Origin of the sequence: Dyadobacter fanqingshengii (assembly GCF_023822005.2) — a bacterium.
In the GTDB taxonomy this organism is placed as follows: Bacteria; Bacteroidota; Bacteroidia; order Cytophagales; family Spirosomataceae; genus Dyadobacter; species Dyadobacter fanqingshengii.
This window is the reverse complement of the sequence record NZ_CP098806.1, coordinates 3,937,437-3,962,987: the sequence shown is the minus strand read 5'-3', so window position 1 is coordinate 3,962,987 and position 25,551 is coordinate 3,937,437. Positions and strand designations below refer to the sequence as shown.

Genomic DNA, 25,551 nt, shown 5'->3' with positions numbered 1-25,551 from the left:
GTTATCAGGCTATGTTTTAAGGCTACACACCATGATAGGATGAAAGGAGCAAGGATATAAAATGAAAAATTGTAGTTTTGCAGCAAATAAATTTTAGCCAATAGTATGCCAACGAATAGAACATTCACAATGATTAAGCCGGATGCCGTTCAGGATGGCAATTCGGGAGCAATTATCAAAATGATCGAGGAGGCCGGGTTCCGGATTGTAGCCTTGAAAAAAACGCAGCTTACCCCGGAACGCGCCGGAGAATTTTATGCAGTGCATAAAGAGCGCCCTTTCTACAATGATTTATGTAAATATATGTCTTCCGGCCCGATCGTTCCGATGATTCTGGAGAAGGACAACGCAGTTACAGATTTCCGTACGCTGATTGGTGCTACTAACCCTGCAAATGCGGACGAAGGCACAATCCGTAAATTATTTGCAAAATCCATTGAGGCCAACGCAATCCACGGTTCGGATTCTGACGAAAACGCTGAAATAGAAGGAAGCTTCTTCTTTGCCCATATCGAGCAATTCTAAGCATTAACGTTAAAATAAAGCGGCCCGGTTGAATGTTCAACCGGGCCGCTTTATTTTTTGATACTATTGTTTCATCGAACAGCCAGGCTGTCGATAATGTGGATAACGCCATTGGCAGCGCTTATATCCGGTAAAATGATATCGGCTTTGTTAACGGCGAAAATGCTGTCTGTCTTTGTCAGGCTCAGCTCTTTTCCCGTCAGTGACTTTTCTTTTGCCACTAAAAGGTCTTTGTATTCAAGTCTCTTTTTACCAATAATGTGATTATTAATCAATTTCCTCGCAGAATCTGCTGGTAATCCAGTAATTACGCTTGAAGCGAAAATATTTGCTTTGCCAAAAGCACTGTTATCCGGGGCGAAAAAAGTTATTTCTCCTGTACGCAATGCATCGGTCATCTCAGCGTGTATCATGATATCTTTCAGGATACTGAAACGCTCGTTTTCCATAATGACCTCTGTAATCGTTTTGCGCTTTACTATGTCTTCATTCTTTTCTTTGCAGGAAATAATTACTCCCGAAGACAACACTGCAAGTAAAAAAAATGCCACATAAGGCCCTACAAAACGGTTTTTTTTCATAGCTTTCCAATTGGTTAATTTCCGTAAAACTAATGGAAAATGTATTTTGACCGAATTCTTAATGTAATTTTTTTCATCCTAACCCCCAATCCATTATGTTAAAACTTAGACAACTGGCAGTGCTTTCTGCGGCCATTTTGTTGCTCAACTCTGCATTTTTAGTTTTTAAAGCACCCGTTCCCAGTCCGTTAAAAAAACCGGTAAAGTTATTTAACGGGAAGGATCTGACCGGCTGGAAGGTCAACGGAACAGAAAAATGGTATGTGGAAAACGGCGAATTGATCTGCGAAAGTGGCCCTGACAAGAAATATGGCTATTTAACGACAGACAAGTTTTACAAGAATTTCGATCTCTCATTGCAATTCAAGCAAGAGGCAAACGGCAACAGCGGCGTATTTTTCCGCTCCACGGTGGACGGCACGAAGGTTTCAGGTTGGCAGGTTGAAGTTGCACCACCAAACCATGACACGGGTGGCATTTACGAATCTTATGGCCGTAACTGGCTTGTGCAGATCCCTGATGAAAAAGAAGGTTTCCTGAAAATGGGCGAATGGAACACATTGAGAATCCGCGCGCAGGGCGACAATGTCAAAACCTATCTGAATGGTAATCAAATGGTTGATTTCACGGATGCTAAAATCGGCGCGGGAGAAGGATCCATTGCGCTGCAAATCCACGATGGCGGCGGAATTAAAGTGCGTTGGAAAAATATCACCATTGAAGAGCTTTAATCTTCATTTTTTCATTCCGGCCGAAACGGTGTTCATACATTCGAAATAAGCAGTTCGTCGGAATTCACTTAACATAGGGCTTCACGGCTGATAGATTTGTGTCAACAAGGAACACAAATGCTATTAGCCATGAAGCTTTTTTATTATCTCCTGCTACTAATCTCCCCGCTTGCCTATTCGCAGAATACGGTAAGCGGGAAGATTACTGATAAAAAAGGCAATGCTTTGCCAGGAGCCAATGTATTTTTAAAAGGAACTTACGACGGAACAACCACAGACGCGAACGGCCTTTTCAGCTTTCAAACGACGGAAAAAGACACAGCTACACTTGCAGCAACTTATGTTGGATATGAAGCATTTGAAACTAAAATAGGCGTAAGGGAAAACGCAACGGACCTGTCTGTCAAGCTGGAAGAGTTAGCCAATGAACTGAACACGGTGGTGATCACTGCCGGTGCATTTGAAGCATCCGACGAAAAACGGATGGCCATGTTGAAGCCACTTGACATTGTAACCACCGCAGGTGCCGCAGCCGACATTACGGGGGCAATGCAGTTTCTTCCCGGCGCCCAGCGCGTAGGAGAGCAGGAAGGGCTTTTCGTGAGGGGCGGCTCCGGCCAGGAAACCAAAGTTGTGATTGATGGGATGATCGTCCAGAACCCGTTTTTTAGCTCCTTGCCCGATGTGCAGTCGCGCGGCAGGTTTAATCCTTTCATGTTCAAAGGCACTTCGTTTAGCACGGGCGGTTATTCTGCTCAGTATGGACAGGCACTCTCGTCTGTTTTGCTTCTTAACACCACAGATAAGGTCAGTAACAATGGTTTGGGAATCAGCTTAAACCTGGCCAATGCAGGGCTTAACTACGATTATGCGACCAAAAACCAAAGCATTTCCGCTGTCGCTTATTATGGTAATCTTAAACCACTTTTTTCTCTCGTAAAACAGAATGTGGATTGGTTGCAGGAACCCGAATTCAAAGGATCTTCATTAACATACCGCCTTAAACCGACTAAAAATGGTGTCCTGAAAGTCTATGGAATGTATTCGGACAGTCAGCTAAGCATGAATTCCCGGGATCCTGCCAGCGAGTCGGGGAAAACGAAGCTGGATCTTGAAAACAAAAATTCCTTCGTTACCAGCACTTATAACGATTCGTGGAAAGAAGGACGCTGGTCGCTGAACTCCGGTTTTTCTTACAGCCGGAATAATGATAACACAACATTGGACGCTTTCAATTTTGACCGCTTTGATGAAAGGACACAAGCCAGAATCGTTCTTTCAAGGCTTCTTTCCGGAAATAATACGATTCTTTTCGGTGCCGAAGCGCACGCAATCCGCTTAAAGAATGGTTTTGACGGCCAATCCTATGACCTTAAAGATCGTTACACAGCCGCATTTGTTGAATCTGAAATTTACATTACCAGAGAACTTGCCGGCCGCATTGGACTCAGGACCGAATATTCATCGCTCCTTAAAGACTACAATCTGGCTCCGAGGTTATCATTTGCTTACAAAACAGGGAAGTACAGCCAAGTCTCGTTGGCAGCAGGGCAATTTTACCAAAATCCCGATTACAAATATCTTTACACCAACAAAAACCTGGATTACGAGCGCGCCGATCATTTAATACTCAATTACCAGATCTGTAAAAACCAGCGCACATTCCGTTTTGAGGCATTTTACAAAAATTACGCGCAACTCGTGCGCGAGTTTACCGGCCAAAAGTTCGACGCCGACCCTTACCGCTTTCCGTGGGGTGAAACCAACAATGCCGGAAAAGGATACGCACGCGGTTTCGATTTTTTCTGGCGGGACCAAAAAACGATCAAAAACTTCGATTACTGGGTCACATATAGTTTTGTGGATTCCAAAAGGCTTTTCCAGCAATTTGAAGAATCCACCACACCCACATTCATCTCCAATCACAACATCAGCCTGATCACGAAAAAGTGGTTTGAAAAAATCACTACCAATGTGAGCATGACTTATGCTTTCACGAGTGGCAGGCCCTATTACAATCCAAACAACGAGCATTTCCTGGGAGATAAAACAGCGCCTGTCCATAATGTGAACATTCAGGCCAGCAAACTGCAAAATGTGTTTGGTAACCTGGTCATATTCTACGCCTCAGTTGACAATATCTTGAATACAAAGAATGTGTTTACCTATCGCTATACGCCCGATGGCAAGACGCGTTACGCAGTTGGCCCGCAGAGTTACAGGAATTTCTTTGTAGGCATGCAGATCATGCTTTCCAAAAAGGCCAAGGTTTCAAAAGATGACATTTAAACAAAAAAAAGCAATCAACTTAAATCTCTGCAATGATGAAAAGAACCATTTTCACTGCTCTTGCACTCGCGTTTTCCGCGTGCATGGTTTTAGCCCAAAATGAAAAATACACGCAGGCGATGACGGCCAGCATTCAAGCTTTAAATGGTTTGGACAAGGCAAAGCCCGACGCGAAGGCATTGCAGGACATCGCCAACCAGTTTGAACGCATTGCCGCTGCAGAGCCGAAAGAGTGGCTTCCAAAGTATTATGCGGGATATAGCAATGTAATTCTCGGTTTTGTTGGCACCAGTCTGGAAGAAAAAGACAAGTATCTGGAGAAAGCGGCCGCCTTATTAAAGGATGCGGAGACGATCGCAGGGAAGCCAAATGATGAAATATCGGTTATGCAAGCCTTTCAATCTCAAATACACCTGGCTGCCGACCCCCAGAACCGGTGGGAAGCGGACGGCGCGAAGTTTGCGGAACACTTAGCGTCTGCCAAAAAAATCAACGCTGAGAATCCAAGAATATATTATTTGGAAGCGTCCAGCGTGTTTTTTACTCCCGAGGAATTTGGTGGAGGCAAAAAACCGGCGAAACCATTACTGGAAAAGGCAACACAAAAATTTGCGGCATTTAAACCCGAAACCAACATTCATCCCGACTGGGGAAAAGCCGAAACGGAGTGGATGCTCGCCCAAACTAATCAGTAAAAATGCGTTATAGTTAAGGATATGGATGACAAGGGAACGAAGCGCCTGCGGATGACGGCTTCATCGCTGGATGGAAGGGATTTTAGTAATATGGACCTGGAAAACGCTGATTTCAGCTTTTCGAGCCTGAAAGACATTAATTTTGATGGAGCCAATCTGCGGAATGCAAAGCTTCGGTTTTCCGCACTGGACAGGACCACATTCCGGAACTCAGATCTACGCAATGCAGACCTAAGTTTTAGCAGCCTCACCGACGTTGATCTCTCAGGGGCAAAAGTGGAGGGCGCCAATTTCAGTTTTACTTCGCAGGAAAAGTCGTTCAACTGGCGGGATTTCAACCTCATTGGCATCATTCAAAACCAGGGCTGGATCGGAACATTGATCGCCATTATCCTGGGAGCCACCATTTTATACGGGATTAATGCGATCTCTTACTTTACAGCTGAAATTTATTTCACGGATGAGCCTGTCAGGATCAAGCTATATCAATATCTGATTTCTCAGAACGTTGTAGCGGGCGTATTTACCATTTTGCTCACCCAGGGGATCACAATCTGGCTCGACGTTTTTATCAGCCGAACAATTGTTAAACACCTCATCTTATCGGTGATAGTGCTCATTATGAATAATTTGATGAGTATCGTCATTTATTTCTTTTTCGGGGTGACATTGGTTGATAATTACAGAAACCTCTATCCCAATGAAGCCGCTCAGAATGCGCCCTGGTATTGGTACATGTGGGGCCCGATCATTGTTGCGAATATTTTTTACTTCCTCAGCCGCGAAGGAAAGCAGATTTCCAGGAAAATTTCAGATCAGGAATATCAGTTGCTTAACCTGGAAAAGCTAAAAACCCGCGCAGAGCTGGACGCATTGCAGGCGCGTATAAACCCCCATTTTTTATACAATTCATTAAATAGCATTGCCAGCCTCGTACATGAAGATCCCGACAAAGCAGAGGAAATGACGCTGCTGCTCTCAAAACTCTTCAGATACACCACAGGAAGAAAAACCAACGACTATTTCGACACCATTGAAAACGAACTGGAAATGGTTGCCACCTATTTGCAGGTCGAAAAAGTGAGGTTTGGCGAGCGGCTCCGGTTTACAGTCGAGGTTACCGATCCGACATTGAAAGAATTACAAGTCCCAAAATTTATCTTGCAGCCCATTGTCGAGAACGCGATCAAGCACGGCGTTTCCAAAATGGCCGATCAAGGGCAAATTGTGGTTAAAATTTATGAGGAAAACGACTGGCTGCATTTGTGTGTGCATGACAACGGGCCTGCATTCCCGGACACAATGGGCGCAGGGTATGGCATACGCAGCATTCAGGATAAATTGAAGCTGCTGTATGGGGAAGAAGCACGCCTCGAACTGCATAATGAGCCGCGGAAGTCGGTCAATATTTCCATCCAAAAATCTGCTATTGTAAAAAACGACCAATATAACCATGCAATTCCCACTTAAAACGATACTCATAGACGACGAACCGCTAGCACTGAGCCGCCTTCGCAGGCTTCTGGAAAAGCATAGCGACGTGTTTTCGATCGTGTCCGAAGCAAGAAATGGTGCGGAAGGTTTGGTTGAAATTGATAAATACAATCCGGACATTATATTTCTGGACATTGAAATGCCGCTGCTGAACGGTTTTGAAATGCTCGCCAAATTGACAAAAATGCCCTTGGTAATATTTTCAACGGCCTATGATCAATATGCGATCCGGGCTTTTGAAGAAAACTCTGTGGATTATCTTTTGAAGCCTGTAGAAAACGAGCGGCTCATTAAAACCATTGAAAAGATCCGCAACATTACCAAAGCCGGCACGAATGGAATAGGCGGTGTAAATCCGTATTCCGAAAATCTCCTTAAGTTATTGGAGGAAATGAAGCCTAAAAAGGAAATTTTTTCACTGTCCGTGAAATCAGGAGACAGGATCCTGCTCATTCCTTTGACAGAAATCACTCACTTCGAGGCGGAGGAAAAATACGTCTTTTTGAACACATTGGACGGACAAAAATATCTGCTCAGTTACACCCTGACGTCCCTGGAAGAGAAGCTTCCCAAGCAATATCTGCGCATCAGCCGCGCCGGGATCGTTAATTCCCATCACATCAAAGAAATCCAGAAGCATTTCAACAGCAAGTATGTCATTATCATGCGCGACCGCAAGGCATCCCAGCTCACGAGCGGCAGCACATATGGCGACGTAATCCGCCATCTTCTTGATAATTAATCGGGTTACTACGTCCGGTGACCGGAAATATTGATTTTGAAGAGGCCATACTTATTCCTAAATTGCGCCCTGATTTTAAATTCCATTACTATTTTTGAGGTTAATCAGCTGTTCATCAGAAGGTTTGTAGATAATTGAAATGCCGCTAAGACTAATATTTTTTTAGTTTTCGACACAGATTCCTGCAATCCTGCGTATCGTGATGTACAAAGTGATCCCTTTAAAAAGCGGAGAGATTTAAAATTCGGTCTGAATTGAAAAGATCCTCGTTTGTAGTTCATTTTGTTTTTGTTAAAAAAGGTTAAAGGGGTCAGGAATAATGAAGGAGCTCATTGATACGGGCAATCTGCCAAAGCACATAGCCGTTATCATGGATGGTAACGGAAGATGGGCCCAAAACCAGGGAGCAGCGCGCATTTTCGGCCATCGCAATGCGATTAAGGCCGTTAGGGAAGTAACCGAAGGTTGTGCAGAACTTGGTGTCGGGTTTTTGACACTCTATGCATTTTCCACCGAAAACTGGGCCCGTCCTGAGTTTGAAGTAAGGGCTCTGATGGAATTATTAGTCCAGTCGATCAGCAATGAGCTGCCTACTATGCTCAAAAACAATGTGAAGCTGGACACGATAGGAGATACGGAAAGTTTGCCAAGAAGCTGCCGCAATACATTAGCGGATGCTGTTGCGGCAACAAAAGACAACACAGGCCTTAACCTGATTCTGGCCCTTGGTTACAGTGGGAAATGGGACATTACCCAGGCTGCGAGGAAGATTGCGGAAGATGTAAAAAAGGGAATTATTACGACTGAGGAGATCAATGAGGAAATGCTGGCAGCGAAACTGGCGACCCAAAACCGTCCGGAAGTAGATCTGATGTTACGTACAGGTGGTGATCACAGGATCAGCAATTTCCTCTTGTGGCAGCTTGCCTACGCCGAATTGTATTTTTACGAAAACCTTTTCTGGCCTGATTTCAGGCGGGAACATTTATACGAAGCGATTGCCGCCTTTCAAAACAGAGAGCGTCGTTTTGGCAAAACCGGTGAACAAATAAAAGCGAATAGTGCTAAGTAGAATAATATGAACCTTGTGAAAAATTTGAATAAATCATTAGCACACCTTAAAAGTATTTTAGCGTTGATCTTGCTTTGCTGGTGTTTTTCAGCGAATGCACAAAAGATCGGACTAGGAGCTGCGGGTTCAAAACCTGCATCTGCAGCCGCCAACTTGGGAATCGACCCCGCTAATCCAAAGGAATTTACAATTGCAGAAGTAACCGTTTCCGGAACCCAGTTTCTGGACCCCAATTCCATGGTTTCGATCTCCGGGTTAAAGCCAGGTGATAAAATCCGCGTTCCGGGACCTGCAATCCCGTCTTCCATCAGAAGAATGATGGATTTCGGAACGTTGAACGACGTGGAGATCATGGCAACGAAAGTGGAGGGAGAAAAAATCTGGCTGAACATTCATATCAAGGAGCGTCCACGTCTTTATAAGGTTTCCTTCTCAGGCATTCGCAAGGGCGAGCGTGAAACATTGAATGATAAGGTGAAATTGATCAAAGGACGTGTTATTACGCCAACGGTAATTAAAAACACCCAGCTCGTTATCAAGAAATATTATATGGATAAAGGGTTTTACAACACAAAAGTAAAGGTGTTGCAAATCCCGGATTCAACGCGTGGACAAGCTACGCTTAACTTTACCATTACAAAAGGTAAGAAGGTTAAGATCGAGAAAATAGACATTCAGGGAAATACGGCGGTGAGCGATAAAATCCTCAAACGCAAAATGAAAGGCACCAAGCAAAAAAGAATTGGCCGCCTTTTCAACCCATCCAAATACATTCCTAAAAAATACGACGAAGACAAAGAAAAACTGGTCGCATATTATCGTAAAAACGGTTACCGCGATGCAACGATCGAATTTGACTCCATCAAGAATGGTGACGAAACGATCAGCATTGTCATGAAGATCGACGAGGGGACTAAATATTACTATCGCGACATTACCTGGTCTGGCAATTACCTATACACTTCGGCTTATCTCGGTGAGCGTTTGGGTGTCAAAAAAGGCGATGTTTACAACCCGGAAGAACTTGACAAAAAGATCAATGGTATCCCGGGTGCGGACGTTAGCTCCATTTATATGGATGACGGTTATCTGTATTTCCGCATTGAGCCTACGGAAAAAGCCGTTGAAGGCGATTCTATCGACGTTGAATTAAGGATGTTCGAAGGAAAGCAGGCAACGATCAACCGGATTTTGCTGAACGGGAACACCAAAACGAGTGACCGCGTGGTATTAAGGGAGCTTTTCACATTGCCAGGACAGAAGTTCAGCAAGACAGAGATCATCAACACGCAGCGTCAGTTATCCCAAATGGGTTACTTCGACCCTGAAAAGATCCAGATCAACCCGATCCCTAACCAGCAGGACGGAACGGTGGATATCGAATACACCGTGGAAGAAAAACCTTCTGACCAGATCGAATTATCCGGTGGATGGGGTGGATACATTGGTTTCGTAGGAACACTTGGTTTGGTATTCAATAACTTCTCATTGAAAAATATTCCAAACCGCGAAACTTGGAGGCCATTGCCTTCCGGTGACGGACAAAAACTGTCCCTGCGTTTCCAGGCAAACGGAAAGCAGTATCAAACCTACTCGCTATCATTCAGCGAACCCTGGTTGGGCGGAAAAAAACCAATCAACTTCGGTGTTTCGTTGCAGCGCACAGTTTACCGTATGACGGATCCTACTTCTTTTTATAATAATGTGGGACAAGGTGGCGGAGGTCTGAGCTACCGAGGTGGGTATTTTAATAACGGGATTACGTTATCACTTGGCCGTCGTCTTAAAGAACCGGATCGTAATCTTGTGATGACGCATTCGCTATCTTATCAGCGATACAGATTGGATGAATTGGACATTTTTAGGATAGGATATAGTAATGGTGTATCAAACAATATTTCGTTCAATACAACGATTTCTCGGAATACACTTAGTGATTTCCAATTTCCCCGAAACGGCAGTAATATTTCACTGAGCGGAACATTTACACCTCCTTATTCAGCTTTTAGAAAAAAGGACTTTACAGACAAAACGGACACATATCGTTGGGTAGAATATCACAAATGGATGTTCGATGCCAGCTATTATGCAACCATTACCGGCAAACTTGTATTGAGCGCACGTACGCACATGGGTTTCCTGGGAGCATATGGAGACAAAGTGGGTTACAGCCCATTCGGCCGCTTTATCGTGGGTGGTTCTGGTCTGGCAGGTCAAGGTTCATTCTCTCTTGCTGACCAGGACATTATCGGTCTGCGTGGTTACCAGGATCAGAAGGTTGGACCGCAGAATGAGCAGGGTTATCCGGCATCAGGCGGTGGGATTGTGTATAATAAGTATGTAATGGAGCTTCGCTACCCGGTTTCATTGAACCCGCAGGCAACCATATTTATATTAGGCTTTGCAGAGGGCGGTAACAACTGGGGAACATATAAGGAATTTAATCCTTTTGATCTGAAACGCTCAGCCGGAGTTGGTGCCCGTATTTTTATGCCTGCATTCGGACTTCTGGGTATCGACTGGGGATATGGATTTGATAAAATACAGGGAGAAGCTAAACGAAGCGGACCACAATTCCATTTTACGATTGGACAGCAAATCAGATAATATATTTGACTGTTGTTTCGTTAAGAAGTTTGCAAATTATTAGCTCCCTGGCATGAAGAAGTTTTTTATTTTACTAGTTTTGTCAATTCTATGTGGATCAGCGTCATGGGCGCAGAAGATTGGTTACACAGACATGGAATTCATTACCAGTAAGATGCCTGAATATCAGTTGGCACAAACGGAGATGAAGAAGTTTTCCGAAAAGTGGGCCAAAGAAATACAGGACAAGTTTTCGGAAATAGATCGTATGCAACGTGCATATATGGCAGAAGAAATCCTGCTTACCGAAGACTTGAAGAGGAAACGACAGAGTGAGATAAAGGAGAAAGAGCTTGAAGCCGGAGAATATAATAGTAAGATCTTTGGAATGGAAGGGCTTCTTTTTCAGAAAAAGAAAGAACTGATGAAACCTGTTCTTGAAAAAGTACAGAGAGCAGTTACCAAAGTTTGCAGCCAGCGCAGGCTGGATTTTATGTTTGACAAGTCAAGCGATGTAGGCATGCTTTATACGAATCCCAAGCACGATTATTCGGATTACGTGATGGAGGAACTGGGCATTGATACAAAAACAAAAGCAGCAGCTGGCGATAAAGTAGGCAAATTAGAACAGCCGCCAGTTCAGGCGCCGACAGAAAACTCACCAAAACAAAAAAGTACAAACAGTAAACTTAAGTAACAAAGCAATGAAACAAAAATTGATAGCTTTTTTGGTCGTGATGACCATTATTACAACCCCTCTGTTAGCGCAAACTACCCCTGCAAGCGGACTTACTAAAATCGGTTATACCAATGTTGATTATATAATTGGCAAGTTACCAGAAAGTAAAGTGATGCAGAACCAGCTTGAAGTTACCAAGGCTCAGTTGGATAAAGCATTAGGAGAAACTTATAAGGAGGCGCAGGAGAAGTATGAAGCTTATCAGAAGAATGGTGCAAATATGACTGATGTCATCCGTGCAGATAAAGAAAAAGAATTGCAAAACCTGCAAACCAGAATTCAGGAAATGCAAAACAATGCACAGACATCTTTGCAAACCAAGCAACAACAATTGCTTGAACCAATTTTGACGAAGGTTAACAACGCGATCCAGGAAGTTGGAAAAGAAAGTGGGTTCCTTTACATCCTGAATATGGATGCAGGCGCAGGAACAACGCCGATCATCTTGTTCGCAGCTTCTGAGGACAACAATGCAACAAACCTCATCCTAAGAAAATTAGGTGTAGATCCTGACAAAATCGAAGCGGCAGCTCCTGCGGCAGCGAAACCAGGGACAGCAGCACCGGTAACAGCGCCTGCGAAAACAGGAACTGCGGCACCTGCGACTACGCCTGCAACAGCAGCTCCAAAGAAAAAATAGTAGCAGCTTAATTGAACTTAAAATACCGGAGGGCAGTCTTTAAAATGGCTCCCTCCGGTATTTGTATTTAACGCGGCCAACGCTTTCCTTACGCACTATTATTTGAAATGTCCAAAAACGGCCTGTTTCAAGACGCTTTGTTTTTCAAATATCATTTTTAAAATTATTCAAAACGCTTTTCTATATAGTATTTGTTAGTTTTGCGTTAGACTCAAAGGGTTTCTCGACACATGGAATTAATTATATTTTAGAAGTTATGATTACAAAGCATATTCATAAAATACTGATACTTCTGACAGCCGTTTTCTTATTTTCAAAGGCGCAGGGGCAGGATAATATGAAGAGTTCTGCAACCGGCCCCTTACAAATTGTTTTCCCTAATGAGTCAGAATGGAATGTGTTACTGGAAGGCAAAGAGATAAATTTTCACTTGCAAACCAGAGGTGGAAGAAGTGATTCTGTTCGATATAATATTTCCTCGGGACTGGTTAAAGATATGAGGTTCGACTCGCTGGGACATTTTGTCTGGACCCCCAGCTATGACATTGCCGATCGTATCAACACCTCAAAGTCGTTTCCCGTAGTTTTTGAAGCCTTAACCAAAACGGGCGAAAGCGCTTCGCGTGAAGTTGTATTTAAAGTAATACATGTAAACCGGCCTCCGCAGGTCGATGAATTAAAGCCTTTTTACATTCAATACAAAACACAGAACACGTATCAGATCGACATGAATTCTGTGCGGGATCCCGATGGCGACCCGATTGTTTTTATTCCGATTTTAGAGGAGATGCCGGAAGGAATGCGGTTGAGTTCAGCGGGAGAGATTGCCTGGGAACCTTCGACCAAGCAATTCAATATTTTAAAGGAGTCGCCAAAATATGTTGAGTTCTATGTGGAAGATCAGCCCTCCAAAGAACGAACAAAAGGGAGATTAAGATTAAATATAACCCAAATGGACCTTGCGCCGGACTTTACAATCGTTCCGCAGGTTTCAACTGTAAGAAGTGCAGAAAACAACCGTATCAATTTACGTTTTGCATTGTCCGATCCGAATGGAGAGGATGACATATCCACATTTGCCTTCATATCCGAAAATAAGAATGTGCCCAAGGAAGCATTGGTGAAGAACGCTCCAACGAGCTACGAGTTTATCTGGGAGCCGGGATATGATTTTGTGAAAGACCCTTTCGACACGCTTTCGTTTAACATCATTTTTTATGTGATGGATAAGGCGCAGAATAAAAAGGAGAAAACCATAAGGTTTGTTATTAAGAACACGGTTGATGAAAGCTTGCGCGACGCCTATGTTTACGGGTTATACAAAGGTGCATTAGTGAATGCATGGGGACTTTTGGAACAAATGCAGGAGAAAGAAATTTATCTCAAAAAGGCATACTCAAAGGCCAAACGTGGAAAAAGGAGCAGATCATTGCTGAATGCATCGTTAGGGGCAACAACAGGTCTTGCACCGCAGTTTACACAAAGTGATCCTAAGACGCGCGGCTACATTACCACCATTGGCGGAACAACGGTTGCAACAGTCGGAACATTAGAGGCCACCGAAGTGATCGGAAAATCGACGAATGGTTTGCTCGATCGTTTTAATTACGTTTTGCAGAAGAAGAATGAACTGCAAAATAAAGGGGATGTTTTTGCAAGGGAATATGCCCAGAAATCAGCGCGCAGGACGCCGGATTTTATTCGTAAACTCGATGAATTCAAATCCCTAATGAACCTTAGCGGCTTGGTAGCATTGGAATTGGATGCGAACTGGGAGAATAAGAAAGAGGCCACAGACACAGCTCTGAAGAAAGCATTTAAAGACTTTGTGCCGCTGACAAAAGACGAGAATTAAAGTCAAGATATATCAAACGAAAAAAGAGAGCTTAGCTCTCTTTTTTCGTTTCGTCATCTTCCAACTTAACCGGGCTGGAAGGAATGGCTTCGGGCTCGTCGGGTGAGCTTTCCGAATGATTACCCGGGCTTTCGGTTACGCCGTAATGATCAGAACCGGAGATATTATCGGTTGATTCGGCGATATGCTCAGGATCGTTGGTTTGTTCGAGATCGTTGGTGTGCGCCACAGCATTGTGATCCTCGTCTTTATGATCTGCATGGAAGCTTCCCTGGAATATAAGTATGCTGCAAACACCAATGAAAATGCACGAATCGGCAATGTTAAAAATTGGTGTTGAATAATATTGCCCTCCCCAAACCGGCACCCAATCAGGGATAAAACCTTCCCAGAAATCAACAAAGATCATGTCAATAACTTGTCCGTGAAACCATGGAGTAGGAGAGCCGTAAGGTGCGTTCTTCAACAAAACACCATAAAATGTACTGTCAATAACATTACCAACCGCTCCGGCAAGGATCATAGCAAGCGCCCAGAGCAAGCCTTTAGAAGCACCGGAACGTGCCAGATGAATCAGATACCAGCCGATGGCGCACATGGCCACGAGGCGGAACAATGTCAGGAACAGCTTGCCATATTCGTGTCCCAGCTGCATCCCGAAAGCCATACCCGGATTAAGCACATAATGTAGTTTTAACCAATTCCCTATCAATGGGATCTGGCCGGAAAAGCCAGGCTCCATATATTTATAGACCAGGAATTTGGAAAGCTGATCCAGGACAATTAGCAAAAAACTGAAAACTAAATATGGTGTTGGATTTCGGGATTGATTCATTCGTTTTTAAAACAATTGACAATTTTCAAGAATGCGAAAGTAATAAGTTACTTATAAAGAACCGATTCCCCTTCTTTTCAATTCACTTTTTACCAGCAGAAACTCCCTGCTGCTTTGTCCTGCAATAGACGTATTCTCCTCAGCGCGACGGATCAAATACGGCAAAACCGCATCAATCGGGCCATAAGGAACATATTTGGCGACATTGTATCCTGCCTTTGCCAGATTGAAAGAAATGTTGTCGCTCATTCCCAGCAATTGCGCAAACCAGATCCGGTCATCATTATGGCTCAGGCTCAGTTTCTTCATCTTGGCGGCACAATATTGCGAGCTGTATTCATTGTGGGTGCCGAGACAAATGGAAATATGCTCAATGTGTTCCAGGCTGAAATCGATGGCCAGGTTATAATCCTGATCTGTTGCGTCTTTTGAAACGTGGATCGGATTGAAATATTCGTTTTCCCTTGCCCGCAGCCTCTCTTTTTCCATATAAGCACCCCTAACAAGCTTTCCACCAAGGAAATAACCTCTTTGCCTGGCAGTCAGATAAGCAGTTTTAAATGCTTCCAGCGTTTCGTGCCTGTAAAGTTGGTAAGTGTTGTAGACAATGGCTCTTTCCCGGTTGAACTTTTGCATCATCTGATAAGTGAGATCATCAATAATCCCCTGGATCCAGCTTTCTTCCGCGTCAACAAAAATCCGTACATTCTGATCATGCGCGTGCTTGCACAATCTTTCCACACGCTCCTGAATGCGTGCATAGGAAGCCTCTTCATCACTGGTAAGCTCCTCATTGCGCTGGATTTTTTCAAGCAAATCGGCCGAAGCAACGCCCGTCACTTTAAATACGGAGAATGGAATTGTTTTAGAGGACGCCGCCTTGTCAATGGTCTTGAGTATTTCGTTCGTTGTAGCGTCGAAGCTTGCTTCGTTATCTTCGCCTTCAACAGAGTAATCCAGGATGGTTCCAATGCCCGACTGGCCGAGTAATGAAATGGTTGGGTCGCAATCCCTAATCGTCTCACCGCCACAGAATTGTTCAAAAATGGTAAGCCGGATAACATTTTTTATAGGTAAGTGAAGTTTTAGTGCAAGCTTTATAAAAAAAGTGCCTAAATTTACCACTCGAGCCTGATTCATGAGGTTGAATAACCAGTAAGTTTTCCGCAGTTTAGCGTCGGATTTTGATGCAAATGCTACGGAAGTATCTTCAAAAAATACAGGTATTTCGTCTTTTGGAGAAGGATATGCCATTTTTTTATTTATACGTTTTTCCTGAGTGAAAATTTAATGTATTTGCTTAAAATCACTGGAAGAAAGTAGTACGCATTAAGAAGTTGATTGACTTATGTGATATCAAATGTACGTCAATCCCAGAAATACGCATAACGCCGGATCAAAATATTACAATTATCATTATTTATTAAGGACAAGTTTTTGAATATGAATGCTTCTTTAGATATCCTTCCGTTAAGCAGTTGGATCAATACCGAAGGTAAGCCTTTGGTAATCGCCGGACCTTGCAGCGCAGAGACCGAGGAACAAATGTTAGAAACCGCAATCCAGATCAAAGAGGAAGGATTTGCGCACGTAATCCGTGCGGGAATTTGGAAACCGAGGACTCGTCCAGGAAGTTTTGAAGGCATGGGAGAAGCTGCTTTACCCTGGTTACAGGAAGTAAAGAAACAAACCGGAATGCCCGTTGCTGTTGAGGTTGCAAACCCTCAGCACATCGAATTAGCATTGAAATATGGTGTGGATATCCTTTGGATCGGGGCGCGTACAACTGTGAACCCATTCAATGTTCAGGAACTTGCGGATGCATTGAAAGGCATTGATGTTCCTGTTTTGGTAAAAAACCCTGTAAACCCGGATCTGCAATTGTGGATTGGTGCTTTGGAGCGTTTGAACCAGGCTGGCGTGAGGAAACTGGGTGCTATCCACCGCGGATTTTCTAATGCACAGGAAACGAAGTTCCGTAACTCCCCAATGTGGAACATTGCTATCGAATTAAAAACACTTTTCCCTGAGTTGCCGGTTATCGGTGATCCAAGCCACATGGCAGGAAAACGTGCTTACTTATATGAATTGGCACAACGTGCCTTGGATTTGCACTATGATGGTCTGATCATCGAATCTCACCGTGAGCCAGACAAGGCATGGTCTGATGCTGCACAGCAGTTGACACCAGCGGCGCTTGGACAAATGTTGCACGATCTGCACGTTCGTAAAGAGTCTTACGGCAGTGATTACCAATCTCAATTGGAAATTATCCGTAGCAAAATTGATAACCTGGACCGTGAAATGCTTGAAACATTGGCAAATCGTATGGCTTTGGTTGAGAAATTGGCTGAATACAAACGCGATAATAATGTTGCCGCTTACCAGGTTGACCGTTTCCGCGAAGTTTTGGAAACACGTGCAGGATGGGGCAAAAGCATGAATTTGTATCCGAACCTTGTTGACGAGCTTTTCAAACTTGTTCACATGGAATCGATCCGCAAACAAACTGAGGTGATGAACCAGGTGAATGTTTAGGATTTAATATAGCATAGCAAAAACGGCTGCCTCGCAAGAAGCAGCCGTTTTTGTGTTTAAGCATTTATTTCAAATTCCTTTCTTTTCAAGCACTTTCTTGATTTCCCTCGCCCAAATCTCGTAAGCATGCTCATTTAAATGTGTCTTGTCGACGGCATACTCAGCTTTTAGGCCTGTTGAATCTGAAATGAAATGATTCAAGTTAATGTAATCGACATTGCGTTGCCGGCAATACTTGATCAGGAAAGCGTTTAATGTATCCACTTCCATTTTGCTGATGGGGTCATTTTGCTCGTAGACAGTCAGCGTGACAACGGGGATTATTTTGTTTTCTAAAATTTTATCCAAAATCGCTCCATAGTAAGCCTGCATTCGTTCCTGAGAAACGCCGACAATAATATCATTGATGCCGCCTTTTACAAAGCATATCTTTGGATGGAGGTCAATGACGTGTGATGGCAGCAATTGCAGGAAATGATAGGTGTTCATGCCCGGCAGGCCGATATTCATCACATCCGTGCGATCCAATAATGCGGTCCATTTTCCCTGCGCAGTGATAGAGTTGCCGTACATGACAATGGTTGGGTTCCCCTTTATGGCCACAAATCTCTGCATGATCTTGTCACGATAAATATAGGCGAAAATGCAGATTGAAATGATTAGGAACGCGTTAAGCGCTATGGACGCAACAAGCCAGCTCCTGCTTTTCATATTTGTTCGCCCAAATTAAAGCAGCGACGGCATCGCGCCTCGTAAAGATCGGTTTCACCCAATAAAACGCGCTCGTTGGACGGAGAAAGTCGGTAGGAGTGTGAAGCCACTTCCCCGCAGACCATACATATGGCGTGAACTTTGGTTACAAATTCGGCAATGGCCATTAATTGCGGCATGCAGCCAAATGGTCTGCCCATATAATCCATATCAAGCCCTGCCACGATCACCCGCTTACCCGAATCTGCCAGTAATGTGCATACTTCCACAATTTTTTCATCAAAAAACTGCGCTTCATCCAGCCCGACCACCTCGCAATCTTCGGCCAGATCTATGATTTCGATGGACGTCTGAACAGGAATGGAGCGGATCGAATTGTCGTTATGTGAAACAATGTTCTCGTCGTGATAGCGTTTATCCAACGCAGGTTTGAAAATTTGTATCCGTTGCCGGGCTATTTTAGCGCGGTTCAGTCTGCGGATCAGTTCCTCCGTCTTTCCGGAAAACATTGATCCACAGATCACTTCGATCCAGCCGATTCTGGGATTCTGATTTTCTTTCCTATGCGACGGTTCTATGAACATGTTTGACGGAATACTGGACTGCTGAAAAGGCAAATTTCTTTATCTTTACAAATCAAGCACATTTTTTTTAAACACAGCCGTTATCAAAAGCTCTTATTCGTTATGCCGGATAATTTGAATTCAATTGCACTCAACCAATACGCTGCCAGGTTCACCACGACTATTTTAAATGAGGTGTACAAAGGCCAGGATACAATCTCCGGAGCCGGATTATTGAAGCTCACGCCTGTAAGGCAAGTTAACCTTGGGATTTTAAACAGGTTATTTGAAGCCTGGAAAACCAATGCACAGCAATTTCGCAGTCCTTACTTTGATTTTGATAATGAGGAGGTTAAACAGGCGCTGGAAGATTTTATGAACACGGCTTCTCAACACATTGCCGTGAAACGCGCCGATCTTGAACCACTTTTGTCAGATTCGGTGAAAGATGCCCTGAAATTATTGCTTGCGCCTGAAAGCTATCTGGAGGATAAAATAAGGGAAAAGCAGGATGCGGAATTTACGCATGAAAAAGCCGAGCATCTCGTAAAATACACCCACATTCACCGCGGATTAGCCGAGGCAATGTTAGGCCGACTTACCGACAGCGGTTCGGACTCGGTGTATCAGACGCAGGCTGTGAGCTGGTTATATGAATTGAAAGGGAATCCAGACCTGATCGATGATTTGGATCCTTACCTGCTGCAGTTCTCCGAAATTTTTCCGTTGAATTTGTCCGATCTCAGAATTTCTGAAAGTGGCAAGACAACTTCGACAAGCGGCAGAAATGAGTCAAGATCGTTTTTTGATTCAGCCTTTACCGAATTAGATACGCCCGCTAAACCTGCACCGCCTCGTGCAGAACCGGCTTCCGCAGTCATTGGCGAAATAATAGCAAAAACCAGCTCAACAGAAAAAGAATCGCTTAATAACCGTTATAAGGTTGAACTTCCAAAGCATGACGAAGACAAGTCATACGGAAGCGTTCCGGTAAAAGTAGAGAGCATTGCAGCTTCTATTCCATTGGGACAGCGCTTTATGTTTGTCAACCAGCTTTTTGACAAAAACAGCGAGCATTTTGATAAAGCTGTTTATGAGCTTGACATGGTAAAAAGTTTTGAAGAAGCGCAGAATCTGATCTGGCACCGTTATGCGTCTAAATATGCTTGGGATGTGAATGGAGAAGTGGTTACTGCATTGTTATCCATTGTAAAACGCAAATTTACAGGCCAATAAGCATTTATATTAATTGAAGGAACTGCTCACGCGCGTTTTGTAAAGCCTGCAAATCCAGAGTGAGCAGTTCCTTCTTGTATTTTGCGAACGTCACCAGATTTTCGGTTGCCATATTTCCTACAAGCTCGTCCTGCGCCATCGGACAGCCGCCGTAACCTAATATTGCACCATCAAATCTGCGGCAACCTGCTTCATATGCCGCTGAAACCTTTCCTTTCCAATTATCGGGAGTCGTATGAAAATGCGCGCCAAATTCAAGATCCGGTCTTAATGTGAGCATTCGGGAAAATACAGCATGAATGTCTTCTTCTTTTGCCACGCCAACTGTGTCTGCGAGTGAAAACGTCTTAATGCCAAAACCAGCCAGTTTTTCAATGTTTTCAAAAACAATTTCCGCATTCCAGGCATCGCCATATGGATTCCCAAAACCCATTGAAATGTAAATAACAAGATCTTTGCCGTGTTCGGCCGCCATTGCTGCAATCCGTTTCACTCTTTCCAGTGATTCTGAAATCGTTGAATTAGCATTGCGTATCTGGAATGTTTCAGAAATAGAAAAAGGATAACCAATGTCGGTGATCTGGGGAAACTGGCAAGCATCGGCTGCGCCCCGATCGTTGGCAACGATGGCGAGTAATTTGGTGGATGAATCCGAAATGTCCAACTGTCCGATCAACTCAGCCGTATCGCTCACCTGCGGCATGGCTTTCGGAGAAACAAAACTCCCAAAATCAATGGTGTCGAAACCAACTTTGAGCAGCTGATTAATGTAAGCAGCCTTTTTTTCGGTGGGGATAAAAGAATGAACACCTTGCCAGGCATCACGGGGACATTCGATTAGTTTCAATTTTGAATGATTGAGTTAGTGAATGATTGAATGAGCGGGCGCAGCGGCGCCCGCTCATTCAATCATTATTTCAATATCGGTGCGAGATCTTTTTCATTTTCTTTCAACCAGGCTGCAATGTCTTCAACAATCTGGCGGATGCCAATTTCCGGTTTCCAGCCTGTGAGCGCTGTCACTTTGGTGTTGTCCGTTACATAAAGCCTGATATCGGCGGTACGGTTTTCAGGCACCACTTTAATTGGGATCGTTTTTCCGGTAACTTCCTGACAGATTTTCGTCAGTTCCTGCAAAGAAGCGCTGCTTTCCAATCCGCCTCCTGCATTCAGGATCTCACCATTTACTTTTTCAAGGTTATGCAACTGCCAGTCGATCAGTCGGTAAAGATCGGCCACGTGTAGCATGTCGCGGATCTGCTTACCTGTTCCGCCGTATCCGAAGTAACCCAGTTGTTGTTCAAAATAATGCTTCGCGATCCAAAGCACCATCACGCCCTGATCCACCTTGCCCATTTGCCATGGACCGGTAATTACGCCGCAACGGTTGATAACGGTTTTTAAATTATAAAACTCATTATATTCCTGAATGATCAGCTCAGAAGCCAGTTTGGTAGTTCCATATAAAGAACGCGCGCCATTCAGCGGGAAATCTTCCGCAATTCCCTTGGAAGAAACACCAGCAACCGGCTGCTCGTCCGACAGTGCAAAACGCGTAGGCTCTTCAACAAAGTTTAATGTCTCAATGGTCTTGATCGGATAAACCCGACTTGTAGAAAGAAATATAAAGCCAGCCTTGTGTTTTAATGCATAATTAAGGCAGTTAATGGTCCCAACCAGATTTGTATTAATCAGATAATCGGGTGTGCCATCCAAACCAGCCAGAACAGAAGGCTCAGCAGAAGCTTCTATCACCACATCCACTGCGGGTACCGAGTCAAAATCCTCCTTATTCCTGATATCGCCATGCACGAATTCCACGCCGTGGGTTTTCAGTCTGCTCAAATTCAGTTCGGAGCCTCTGCGTTTGAGGTTATCCAGTGCAAAAACCTGATAATCAGGGTAATTGATTTTGAGGTTTATGGCTAATGCGGAGCCTACGAAACCGGCGCCTCCGGTAATTAAAATTTTCATAAAGTGATTTTGTAAGTAAGCATAAAGTGTGGATGTAAACTGTTTCCAAAGTTAGGAGATTCCAGAAGAACGGTTAAGTATGCCAAGAATATTTATATTTAAAACTTGTTATGTTTAATTTAAATATTCTAATTAATTTAAATAATTTTGGAATGAAGTATGTAACTTATGTTCACATCTTTAAATACGTAATCGCTGCTGCAACAAGCAAATAACAAACCTTCGTAACTAATAAAAAACCTCGCGATACATGCGTATTTGTACTCTCGCTATTTTCTTTTTTTTCTGTCTTGCGCTCAGGTCATTTGGCCAAACCATTGCTGCAACTGAGCATTCAAAAGAAACTGCATATCCAGTATCCATGTACAAAGCGGCCACGAGCCAGTCTCAGAACTTGTACAATGGGCGGCAATATTACGTTTACGACAACCGGTCGGAAGAGCACCAGTTTTTTGAGTTCAGAAAATGGCATAATGGTGTGCTTATGTACGACGGTCAGCGCTTCGACAGCATTCCTATGCTCTACGATATCTTCAAAGACGAGGTCATTATCAAGCATTTCAACGGCGATCACATTCTCCTGCAATCTGAAAAGGTAGATTATTTTTATGTAGACAATCACACTTTCGAGCGGCTGGAAGCGGGTAAGGACATTAACGAACAAATGCGCACCGGTTTTTACGATGTTTTGTACAATGGCAAAACCAGGACGATTGTCAGAAGGGTGAAACAGCGGCAGGAAAAAATCGTGGATAAAATGGTCATTGCGCTATATCCGCAGAAAAATAATTTCTTCATCAGAAAAGGCGACCGCTACCATGGCGTAAGTTCCAAGAAATCAGCATTTAACTTGTTTCCGGAATACAAAAAGGAATTGCGGAAAGTGCTCAAAGATCAGAAAATCAAGTACAGAAAGAACCGTGAAGTTGCTATTGTGACCATTGTCGAAACCTACGACAAACTAGCCAGACCATGAAGATACTTTTACCCTTTTTTATCTTAATCAGTGTTGTTTTGTTTTCCGGGGATGCTTTTGCACAAACTACACCGGAAAAGAAAATAACGATGCGCCTCGACTCAGCGCGCTTCAATGACTTTGTAAAGCAGGTCGAAAGTCAGACTGGCTATTACTTTTATTATGACGCTTCCAAATTCGACAGCCTCACGCTCGATCTCGATGTAAAAGATCTTGCGATCCGCGATGTGCTGGATCAGGTTTTCAAAGGTTCGGAATTCGAATATGCTATTGATGCGCAAAAACGAATTTACATTACCCAGGGCCAGCGGATCATTACGCAGCTTGTGCCCGGCCTTTTTGAGCCGGACCTGGCGGGAGATAACGGGACTATCGCTTACTCCGGTCCGGAAAATGATGCGAAAGAAAGGCTGCTATCCACCGCGGAAAGCAAATTACACGAGATAGGGATTAAAAAACACCGCATAACGCCGGGAAACTCGACGATTACCGGCTACGTGCGTAATGCTGTGACGGGTGAGCCTGTCATTGGCGCGGCGGTTTTCATTGCTTCGCCTTCGATTGGGGTTACTACGGATGCGCTGGGCTTATATGCGCTTACGATCCCACGCGGGAGGCAAATCGTACGTATAAAGAGCACAGGAATGCGCGAAACGCAACGCCAGGTAATGCTTTATTCGGACGGCAAGCTGGACATTGAGATGCGTGAAAGCGTAATCGCATTGAAGGAAGTTTCGGTGAAGGCCGGGATGGACAAAAACGTGGTCGGAACGCAGATGGGAACGGTTAAGCTGACCATTAAAAACCTGAAACAAGTTCCTACGGTGTTTGGCGAGACCGATTTGCTTCGTACGGTGCTTACATTGCCGGGTATCAAGTCAGTAGGCGAAAATAGCACGGGCTTAAATGTGCGTGGCGGTTCCACAGACCAGAATTTGATCCAATATAACGATGCGGTTATTTACAATCCTTCTCACCTGTTCGGGTTTTTCTCGGCATTTAATCCGGATGTATTAAAAGACGTAGAGCTTTACAAAAGCACAATCCCCGCCAAATTCGGCGGAAGGTTGGCATCCGTGCTGGACATTAGCAGCCGCGATGGCAACAAGAAGAAATTTATGGCGTCGGGCGGAATTGGCCTGATCACCGGCCGGTTAACATTGGAAGGGCCATTGGTTAAAGATAAAACATCCTTTTTGCTGGGCGGCCGTTCCACTTATTCGAGCTGGCTTATCAAGACACTGGATAACGAAAATTACAACAAGAGCTCGGCGTCCTTCTACGATGTGAACTTGCACATTAGCCACGAGATCAATGAAAAAAACAGCTTATTTCTCACCGGCTACATCAGCGACGACCGTTTCAGGCTTTACGGAGACACACTTTATACATATCAAAACCAACTGGGCTCCCTGAAATGGAAGCACACATTTAATAACAGATTGTACAGTGTTTTTACAGCGGCCCACACGAAATACCAATATGCCATGGGCGCTGCCGGCTTGCCGCTTAATTCATTTGATCTGAAATTTGACATTAACCAGTCCAATTTTAAGGCCGACCTGAGCTATGTTTTGCATCCCAAACACACATTAGACTTTGGTTTAAGCACAATTTATTACAAACTGCATCCCGGATCGTTCCAGCCAAAAGGACCTGAGTCGCTGATTGTGCCGGATGAGCTGGAACCGGAGCAAGGCACGGAGAGTGCCATTTATATTGAAGATAAATTTGAGGTAAATCCAAGGCTGTCGATCACGGCAGGGCTTCGTTACTCTTTTTATCAATATCTGGGTCCAAGAAATGTCAACACTTATGTTCCCGGGCTTCCTATTGAATACATTTATCAGAATGGCGTAAAAGAATACGGCTCCGGCAAGAAGATCAAGTCCTATGGAGGGCCGGAATACCGTGCTTCCATCCGTTACAGTGTCTTTGATAACCTCTCACTGAAAGTAAGTTACAACACATTGCGTCAATACATTCACTTACTGACCAACACCATGACCGTTTCGCCAACGGATATCTGGAAGCTGAGCGACAATTATGTGAAGCCACAGATCGGTGATCAGATTTCGGTGGGTCTATACAGGAATTTCAGAGGAAATAAGGTGGAAGTTTCATTGGAAGGTTATTATAAGAACATTCAGAACTTCCTGGATTACAAAGGCGGCGATTCGCTGATCATGAACCATAATATCGAAGCAGCTGTGCTGAACACGAAAGCCAAAGCTTACGGAATTGAATTTATGATCAAAAAAATGACCGGAAAGCTAAACGGCTGGCTCGGTTACACCTACGCCCGAACATTGCTGCGCGCCATTGACCGGGAATCACCGGATGCACCTAATGACGGCAACTATTACCCAAGCAATTACGACAAGCCGCACGATTTTACATTGATTTCCAATTACCGGTTCTCGCACCGTTTTAGCCTGTCATTCAATTTCACATACAGCACCGGTCGTCCTTACACGCCGCCGATCGGGAAATATATGATTGACGGCTCGCAAAGGGTTTATTATGCAGACAGGAACCAGTTCAGGATCCCGGATTATTATCGTACGGATGTTTCCCTGAACATTGAGGGCAATCACAGAATTAAAAAACTTGCGCACAGCTCGTGGACGCTGGCGGTGTATAACGTATTAGGCAGGAAAAACCCGACTTCGGTCTATTTCCAGACTGTTGGCGGGAAAGTCAACGGTTATCAGCTTTCTATTTTTGGACAACCTATTCCGACCATCACTTATAATTTTAGATTTTAAT

At 44.0% G+C, this 25,551-nt stretch carries 22 protein-coding genes; 15 read left to right on the top strand and 7 right to left on the bottom strand.

Features of this window, described 5'->3' with window-relative positions:
• Positions 1–105: 105 nt before the first annotated feature.
• A complete protein-coding gene (locus NFI81_RS16415; RefSeq protein WP_082216986.1) occupies positions 106–525 on the top strand; it encodes a nucleoside-diphosphate kinase in 420 nt (139 codons plus the stop codon).
• A 71-nt stretch (positions 526–596) separates the two neighbouring features.
• Here the strand turns inward: NFI81_RS16415 and NFI81_RS16410 are convergent, their stop codons facing one another.
• The gene (locus tag NFI81_RS16410) at positions 597–1,106 is read right to left on the bottom strand and encodes a fasciclin domain-containing protein (RefSeq protein WP_234611365.1); all 510 of its coding nucleotides are present in this window, start codon (positions 1,104–1,106) and stop codon (positions 597–599) included.
• Between the two features lie 95 nt (positions 1,107–1,201).
• Between NFI81_RS16410 and NFI81_RS16405 the strand changes: the two genes are divergently transcribed.
• The 10 genes from NFI81_RS16405 to NFI81_RS16360 all read left to right on the top strand — a co-directional run bounded on the left by NFI81_RS16405 (position 1,202) and on the right by NFI81_RS16360 (position 13,949).
• Positions 1,202–1,837 (top strand): 3-keto-disaccharide hydrolase, encoded by a 636-nt coding sequence (locus tag NFI81_RS16405; protein WP_234611366.1) that lies wholly within the window; start codon positions 1,202–1,204, stop codon positions 1,835–1,837.
• A 129-nt stretch (positions 1,838–1,966) separates the two neighbouring features.
• Positions 1,967–4,126, top strand: coding sequence for a TonB-dependent receptor (locus NFI81_RS16400; protein ID WP_234611367.1), 2,160 nt, complete (start codon positions 1,967–1,969; stop codon positions 4,124–4,126).
• A gap of 32 nt (positions 4,127–4,158) precedes the next feature.
• Positions 4,159–4,821, top strand: coding sequence for a hypothetical protein (locus NFI81_RS16395; protein WP_234611368.1), 663 nt, complete (start codon positions 4,159–4,161; stop codon positions 4,819–4,821).
• A gap of 21 nt (positions 4,822–4,842) precedes the next feature.
• A complete protein-coding gene (locus NFI81_RS16390) occupies positions 4,843–6,291 on the top strand; it encodes a histidine kinase (RefSeq protein ID WP_234611369.1) in 1,449 nt (482 codons plus the stop codon).
• Positions 6,275–7,057, top strand: a complete 783-nt coding sequence (locus NFI81_RS16385) for a LytR/AlgR family response regulator transcription factor (protein ID WP_234611370.1) — start codon at positions 6,275–6,277, stop codon at positions 7,055–7,057. The genes NFI81_RS16390 and NFI81_RS16385 overlap by 17 nt, the downstream gene beginning before the upstream one ends.
• A 319-nt stretch (positions 7,058–7,376) precedes the next feature.
• Positions 7,377–8,129 (top strand): undecaprenyl pyrophosphate synthase, encoded by a 753-nt coding sequence (gene uppS, locus NFI81_RS16380; RefSeq protein ID WP_234611371.1) that lies wholly within the window; start codon positions 7,377–7,379, stop codon positions 8,127–8,129.
• Positions 8,130–8,135: 6 nt separating this feature from the next.
• Positions 8,136–10,736: an outer membrane protein assembly factor BamA gene (bamA, locus tag NFI81_RS16375; protein WP_234611372.1), complete on the top strand. Its 2,601-nt coding sequence runs from the start codon at positions 8,136–8,138 to the stop codon at positions 10,734–10,736.
• Between the two features lie 52 nt (positions 10,737–10,788).
• Positions 10,789–11,412 (top strand): OmpH/Skp family outer membrane protein, encoded by a 624-nt coding sequence (locus NFI81_RS16370; RefSeq protein WP_234611373.1) that lies wholly within the window; start codon positions 10,789–10,791, stop codon positions 11,410–11,412.
• Positions 11,413–11,419: 7 nt separating this feature from the next.
• Positions 11,420–12,094 carry an OmpH/Skp family outer membrane protein gene (locus NFI81_RS16365; RefSeq protein ID WP_234611374.1) on the top strand — a complete coding sequence of 225 codons (675 nt, stop codon included), beginning with the start codon at positions 11,420–11,422 and terminating at the stop codon, positions 12,092–12,094.
• Between the two features lie 256 nt (positions 12,095–12,350).
• Positions 12,351–13,949: a hypothetical protein gene (locus NFI81_RS16360; RefSeq protein WP_234611375.1), complete on the top strand. Its 1,599-nt coding sequence runs from the start codon at positions 12,351–12,353 to the stop codon at positions 13,947–13,949.
• Between the two features lie 31 nt (positions 13,950–13,980).
• Here the strand turns inward: NFI81_RS16360 and NFI81_RS16355 are convergent, their stop codons facing one another.
• Together NFI81_RS16355 and NFI81_RS16350 are read right to left on the bottom strand one after the other, a co-directional pair.
• The gene (locus tag NFI81_RS16355) at positions 13,981–14,784 is read right to left on the bottom strand and encodes a lipoprotein signal peptidase (protein ID WP_234611376.1); all 804 of its coding nucleotides are present in this window, start codon (positions 14,782–14,784) and stop codon (positions 13,981–13,983) included.
• A 51-nt stretch (positions 14,785–14,835) separates the two neighbouring features.
• A complete protein-coding gene (locus NFI81_RS16350) occupies positions 14,836–16,038 on the bottom strand; it encodes a proline dehydrogenase family protein (protein ID WP_234611377.1) in 1,203 nt (400 codons plus the stop codon).
• Positions 16,039–16,227: 189 nt separating this feature from the next.
• Here NFI81_RS16350 and NFI81_RS16345 point away from each other — a divergent pair, with 189 nt between their 5' ends.
• A complete protein-coding gene (locus tag NFI81_RS16345) occupies positions 16,228–17,322 on the top strand; it encodes a chorismate mutase (protein WP_234611378.1) in 1,095 nt (364 codons plus the stop codon).
• Between the two features lie 69 nt (positions 17,323–17,391).
• Here the strand turns inward: NFI81_RS16345 and NFI81_RS16340 are convergent, their stop codons facing one another.
• Entirely contained in the window at positions 17,392–18,033 is a 642-nt protein-coding gene (locus NFI81_RS16340) for an SGNH/GDSL hydrolase family protein (protein ID WP_234611379.1), read from the bottom strand.
• Positions 18,030–18,617 (bottom strand): thymidine kinase, encoded by a 588-nt coding sequence (locus NFI81_RS16335; protein WP_234611380.1) that lies wholly within the window; start codon positions 18,615–18,617, stop codon positions 18,030–18,032. The genes NFI81_RS16340 and NFI81_RS16335 overlap by 4 nt, the downstream gene beginning before the upstream one ends.
• Before the next feature lie 102 nt (positions 18,618–18,719).
• On the opposite strand from NFI81_RS16335, the gene NFI81_RS16330 reads away from it, so the two are divergent.
• On the top strand, positions 18,720–19,832 hold the full coding sequence (locus tag NFI81_RS16330; RefSeq protein ID WP_234611381.1) for a DUF8457 domain-containing protein: 1,113 nt from the start codon (positions 18,720–18,722) through the stop codon (positions 19,830–19,832).
• A 4-nt stretch (positions 19,833–19,836) separates the two neighbouring features.
• Here NFI81_RS16330 and NFI81_RS16325 read toward each other — a convergent pair whose 3' ends face one another.
• A complete protein-coding gene (locus NFI81_RS16325) occupies positions 19,837–20,679 on the bottom strand; it encodes a hydroxymethylglutaryl-CoA lyase-like TIM-barrel protein (protein ID WP_234611382.1) in 843 nt (280 codons plus the stop codon).
• A 65-nt stretch (positions 20,680–20,744) separates the two neighbouring features.
• Positions 20,745–21,806 (bottom strand): NAD-dependent epimerase/dehydratase family protein, encoded by a 1,062-nt coding sequence (locus NFI81_RS16320; RefSeq protein ID WP_234611383.1) that lies wholly within the window; start codon positions 21,804–21,806, stop codon positions 20,745–20,747.
• 250 nt (positions 21,807–22,056) lie between these two features.
• On the opposite strand from NFI81_RS16320, the gene NFI81_RS16315 reads away from it, so the two are divergent.
• The gene (locus tag NFI81_RS16315) at positions 22,057–22,782 is read left to right on the top strand and encodes a hypothetical protein (RefSeq protein ID WP_234611384.1); all 726 of its coding nucleotides are present in this window, start codon (positions 22,057–22,059) and stop codon (positions 22,780–22,782) included.
• Positions 22,779–25,550: a TonB-dependent receptor gene (locus tag NFI81_RS16310; protein WP_234611385.1), complete on the top strand. Its 2,772-nt coding sequence runs from the start codon at positions 22,779–22,781 to the stop codon at positions 25,548–25,550. Before NFI81_RS16315 ends, NFI81_RS16310 begins: the two co-directional genes overlap by 4 nt.
• The last annotated feature ends 1 nt before the right edge of the window (position 25,551 follow it).

Excerpts from the sequence above, each read along its gene's own strand:
- NFI81_RS16415 (WP_082216986.1), top strand. The coding sequence starts at position 106 with ATGCCAACGAATAGAACATTCACAATGATTAAGCCGGATGCCGTTCAG.
- NFI81_RS16410 (WP_234611365.1), bottom strand. The coding sequence starts at position 1,106 with ATGAAAAAAAACCGTTTTGTAGGGCCTTATGTGGCATTTTTTTTACTT.
- NFI81_RS16405 (WP_234611366.1), top strand. The coding sequence starts at position 1,202 with ATGTTAAAACTTAGACAACTGGCAGTGCTTTCTGCGGCCATTTTGTTG.
- NFI81_RS16400 (WP_234611367.1), top strand. The coding sequence starts at position 1,967 with ATGAAGCTTTTTTATTATCTCCTGCTACTAATCTCCCCGCTTGCCTAT.
- NFI81_RS16395 (WP_234611368.1), top strand. The coding sequence starts at position 4,159 with ATGATGAAAAGAACCATTTTCACTGCTCTTGCACTCGCGTTTTCCGCG.
- NFI81_RS16390 (WP_234611369.1), top strand. The coding sequence starts at position 4,843 with ATGGATGACAAGGGAACGAAGCGCCTGCGGATGACGGCTTCATCGCTG.
- NFI81_RS16385 (WP_234611370.1), top strand. The coding sequence starts at position 6,275 with ATGCAATTCCCACTTAAAACGATACTCATAGACGACGAACCGCTAGCA.
- uppS (WP_234611371.1), top strand. The coding sequence starts at position 7,377 with ATGAAGGAGCTCATTGATACGGGCAATCTGCCAAAGCACATAGCCGTT.
- bamA (WP_234611372.1), top strand. The coding sequence starts at position 8,136 with ATGAACCTTGTGAAAAATTTGAATAAATCATTAGCACACCTTAAAAGT.
- NFI81_RS16370 (WP_234611373.1), top strand. The coding sequence starts at position 10,789 with ATGAAGAAGTTTTTTATTTTACTAGTTTTGTCAATTCTATGTGGATCA.
- NFI81_RS16365 (WP_234611374.1), top strand. The coding sequence starts at position 11,420 with ATGAAACAAAAATTGATAGCTTTTTTGGTCGTGATGACCATTATTACA.
- NFI81_RS16360 (WP_234611375.1), top strand. The coding sequence starts at position 12,351 with ATGATTACAAAGCATATTCATAAAATACTGATACTTCTGACAGCCGTT.
- NFI81_RS16355 (WP_234611376.1), bottom strand. The coding sequence starts at position 14,784 with ATGAATCAATCCCGAAATCCAACACCATATTTAGTTTTCAGTTTTTTG.
- NFI81_RS16350 (WP_234611377.1), bottom strand. The coding sequence starts at position 16,038 with ATGGCATATCCTTCTCCAAAAGACGAAATACCTGTATTTTTTGAAGAT.
- NFI81_RS16345 (WP_234611378.1), top strand. The coding sequence starts at position 16,228 with ATGAATGCTTCTTTAGATATCCTTCCGTTAAGCAGTTGGATCAATACC.
- NFI81_RS16340 (WP_234611379.1), bottom strand. The coding sequence starts at position 18,033 with ATGAAAAGCAGGAGCTGGCTTGTTGCGTCCATAGCGCTTAACGCGTTC.
- NFI81_RS16335 (WP_234611380.1), bottom strand. The coding sequence starts at position 18,617 with ATGTTCATAGAACCGTCGCATAGGAAAGAAAATCAGAATCCCAGAATC.
- NFI81_RS16330 (WP_234611381.1), top strand. The coding sequence starts at position 18,720 with ATGCCGGATAATTTGAATTCAATTGCACTCAACCAATACGCTGCCAGG.
- NFI81_RS16320 (WP_234611383.1), bottom strand. The coding sequence starts at position 21,806 with ATGAAAATTTTAATTACCGGAGGCGCCGGTTTCGTAGGCTCCGCATTA.
- NFI81_RS16315 (WP_234611384.1), top strand. The coding sequence starts at position 22,057 with ATGCGTATTTGTACTCTCGCTATTTTCTTTTTTTTCTGTCTTGCGCTC.
- NFI81_RS16310 (WP_234611385.1), top strand. The coding sequence starts at position 22,779 with ATGAAGATACTTTTACCCTTTTTTATCTTAATCAGTGTTGTTTTGTTT.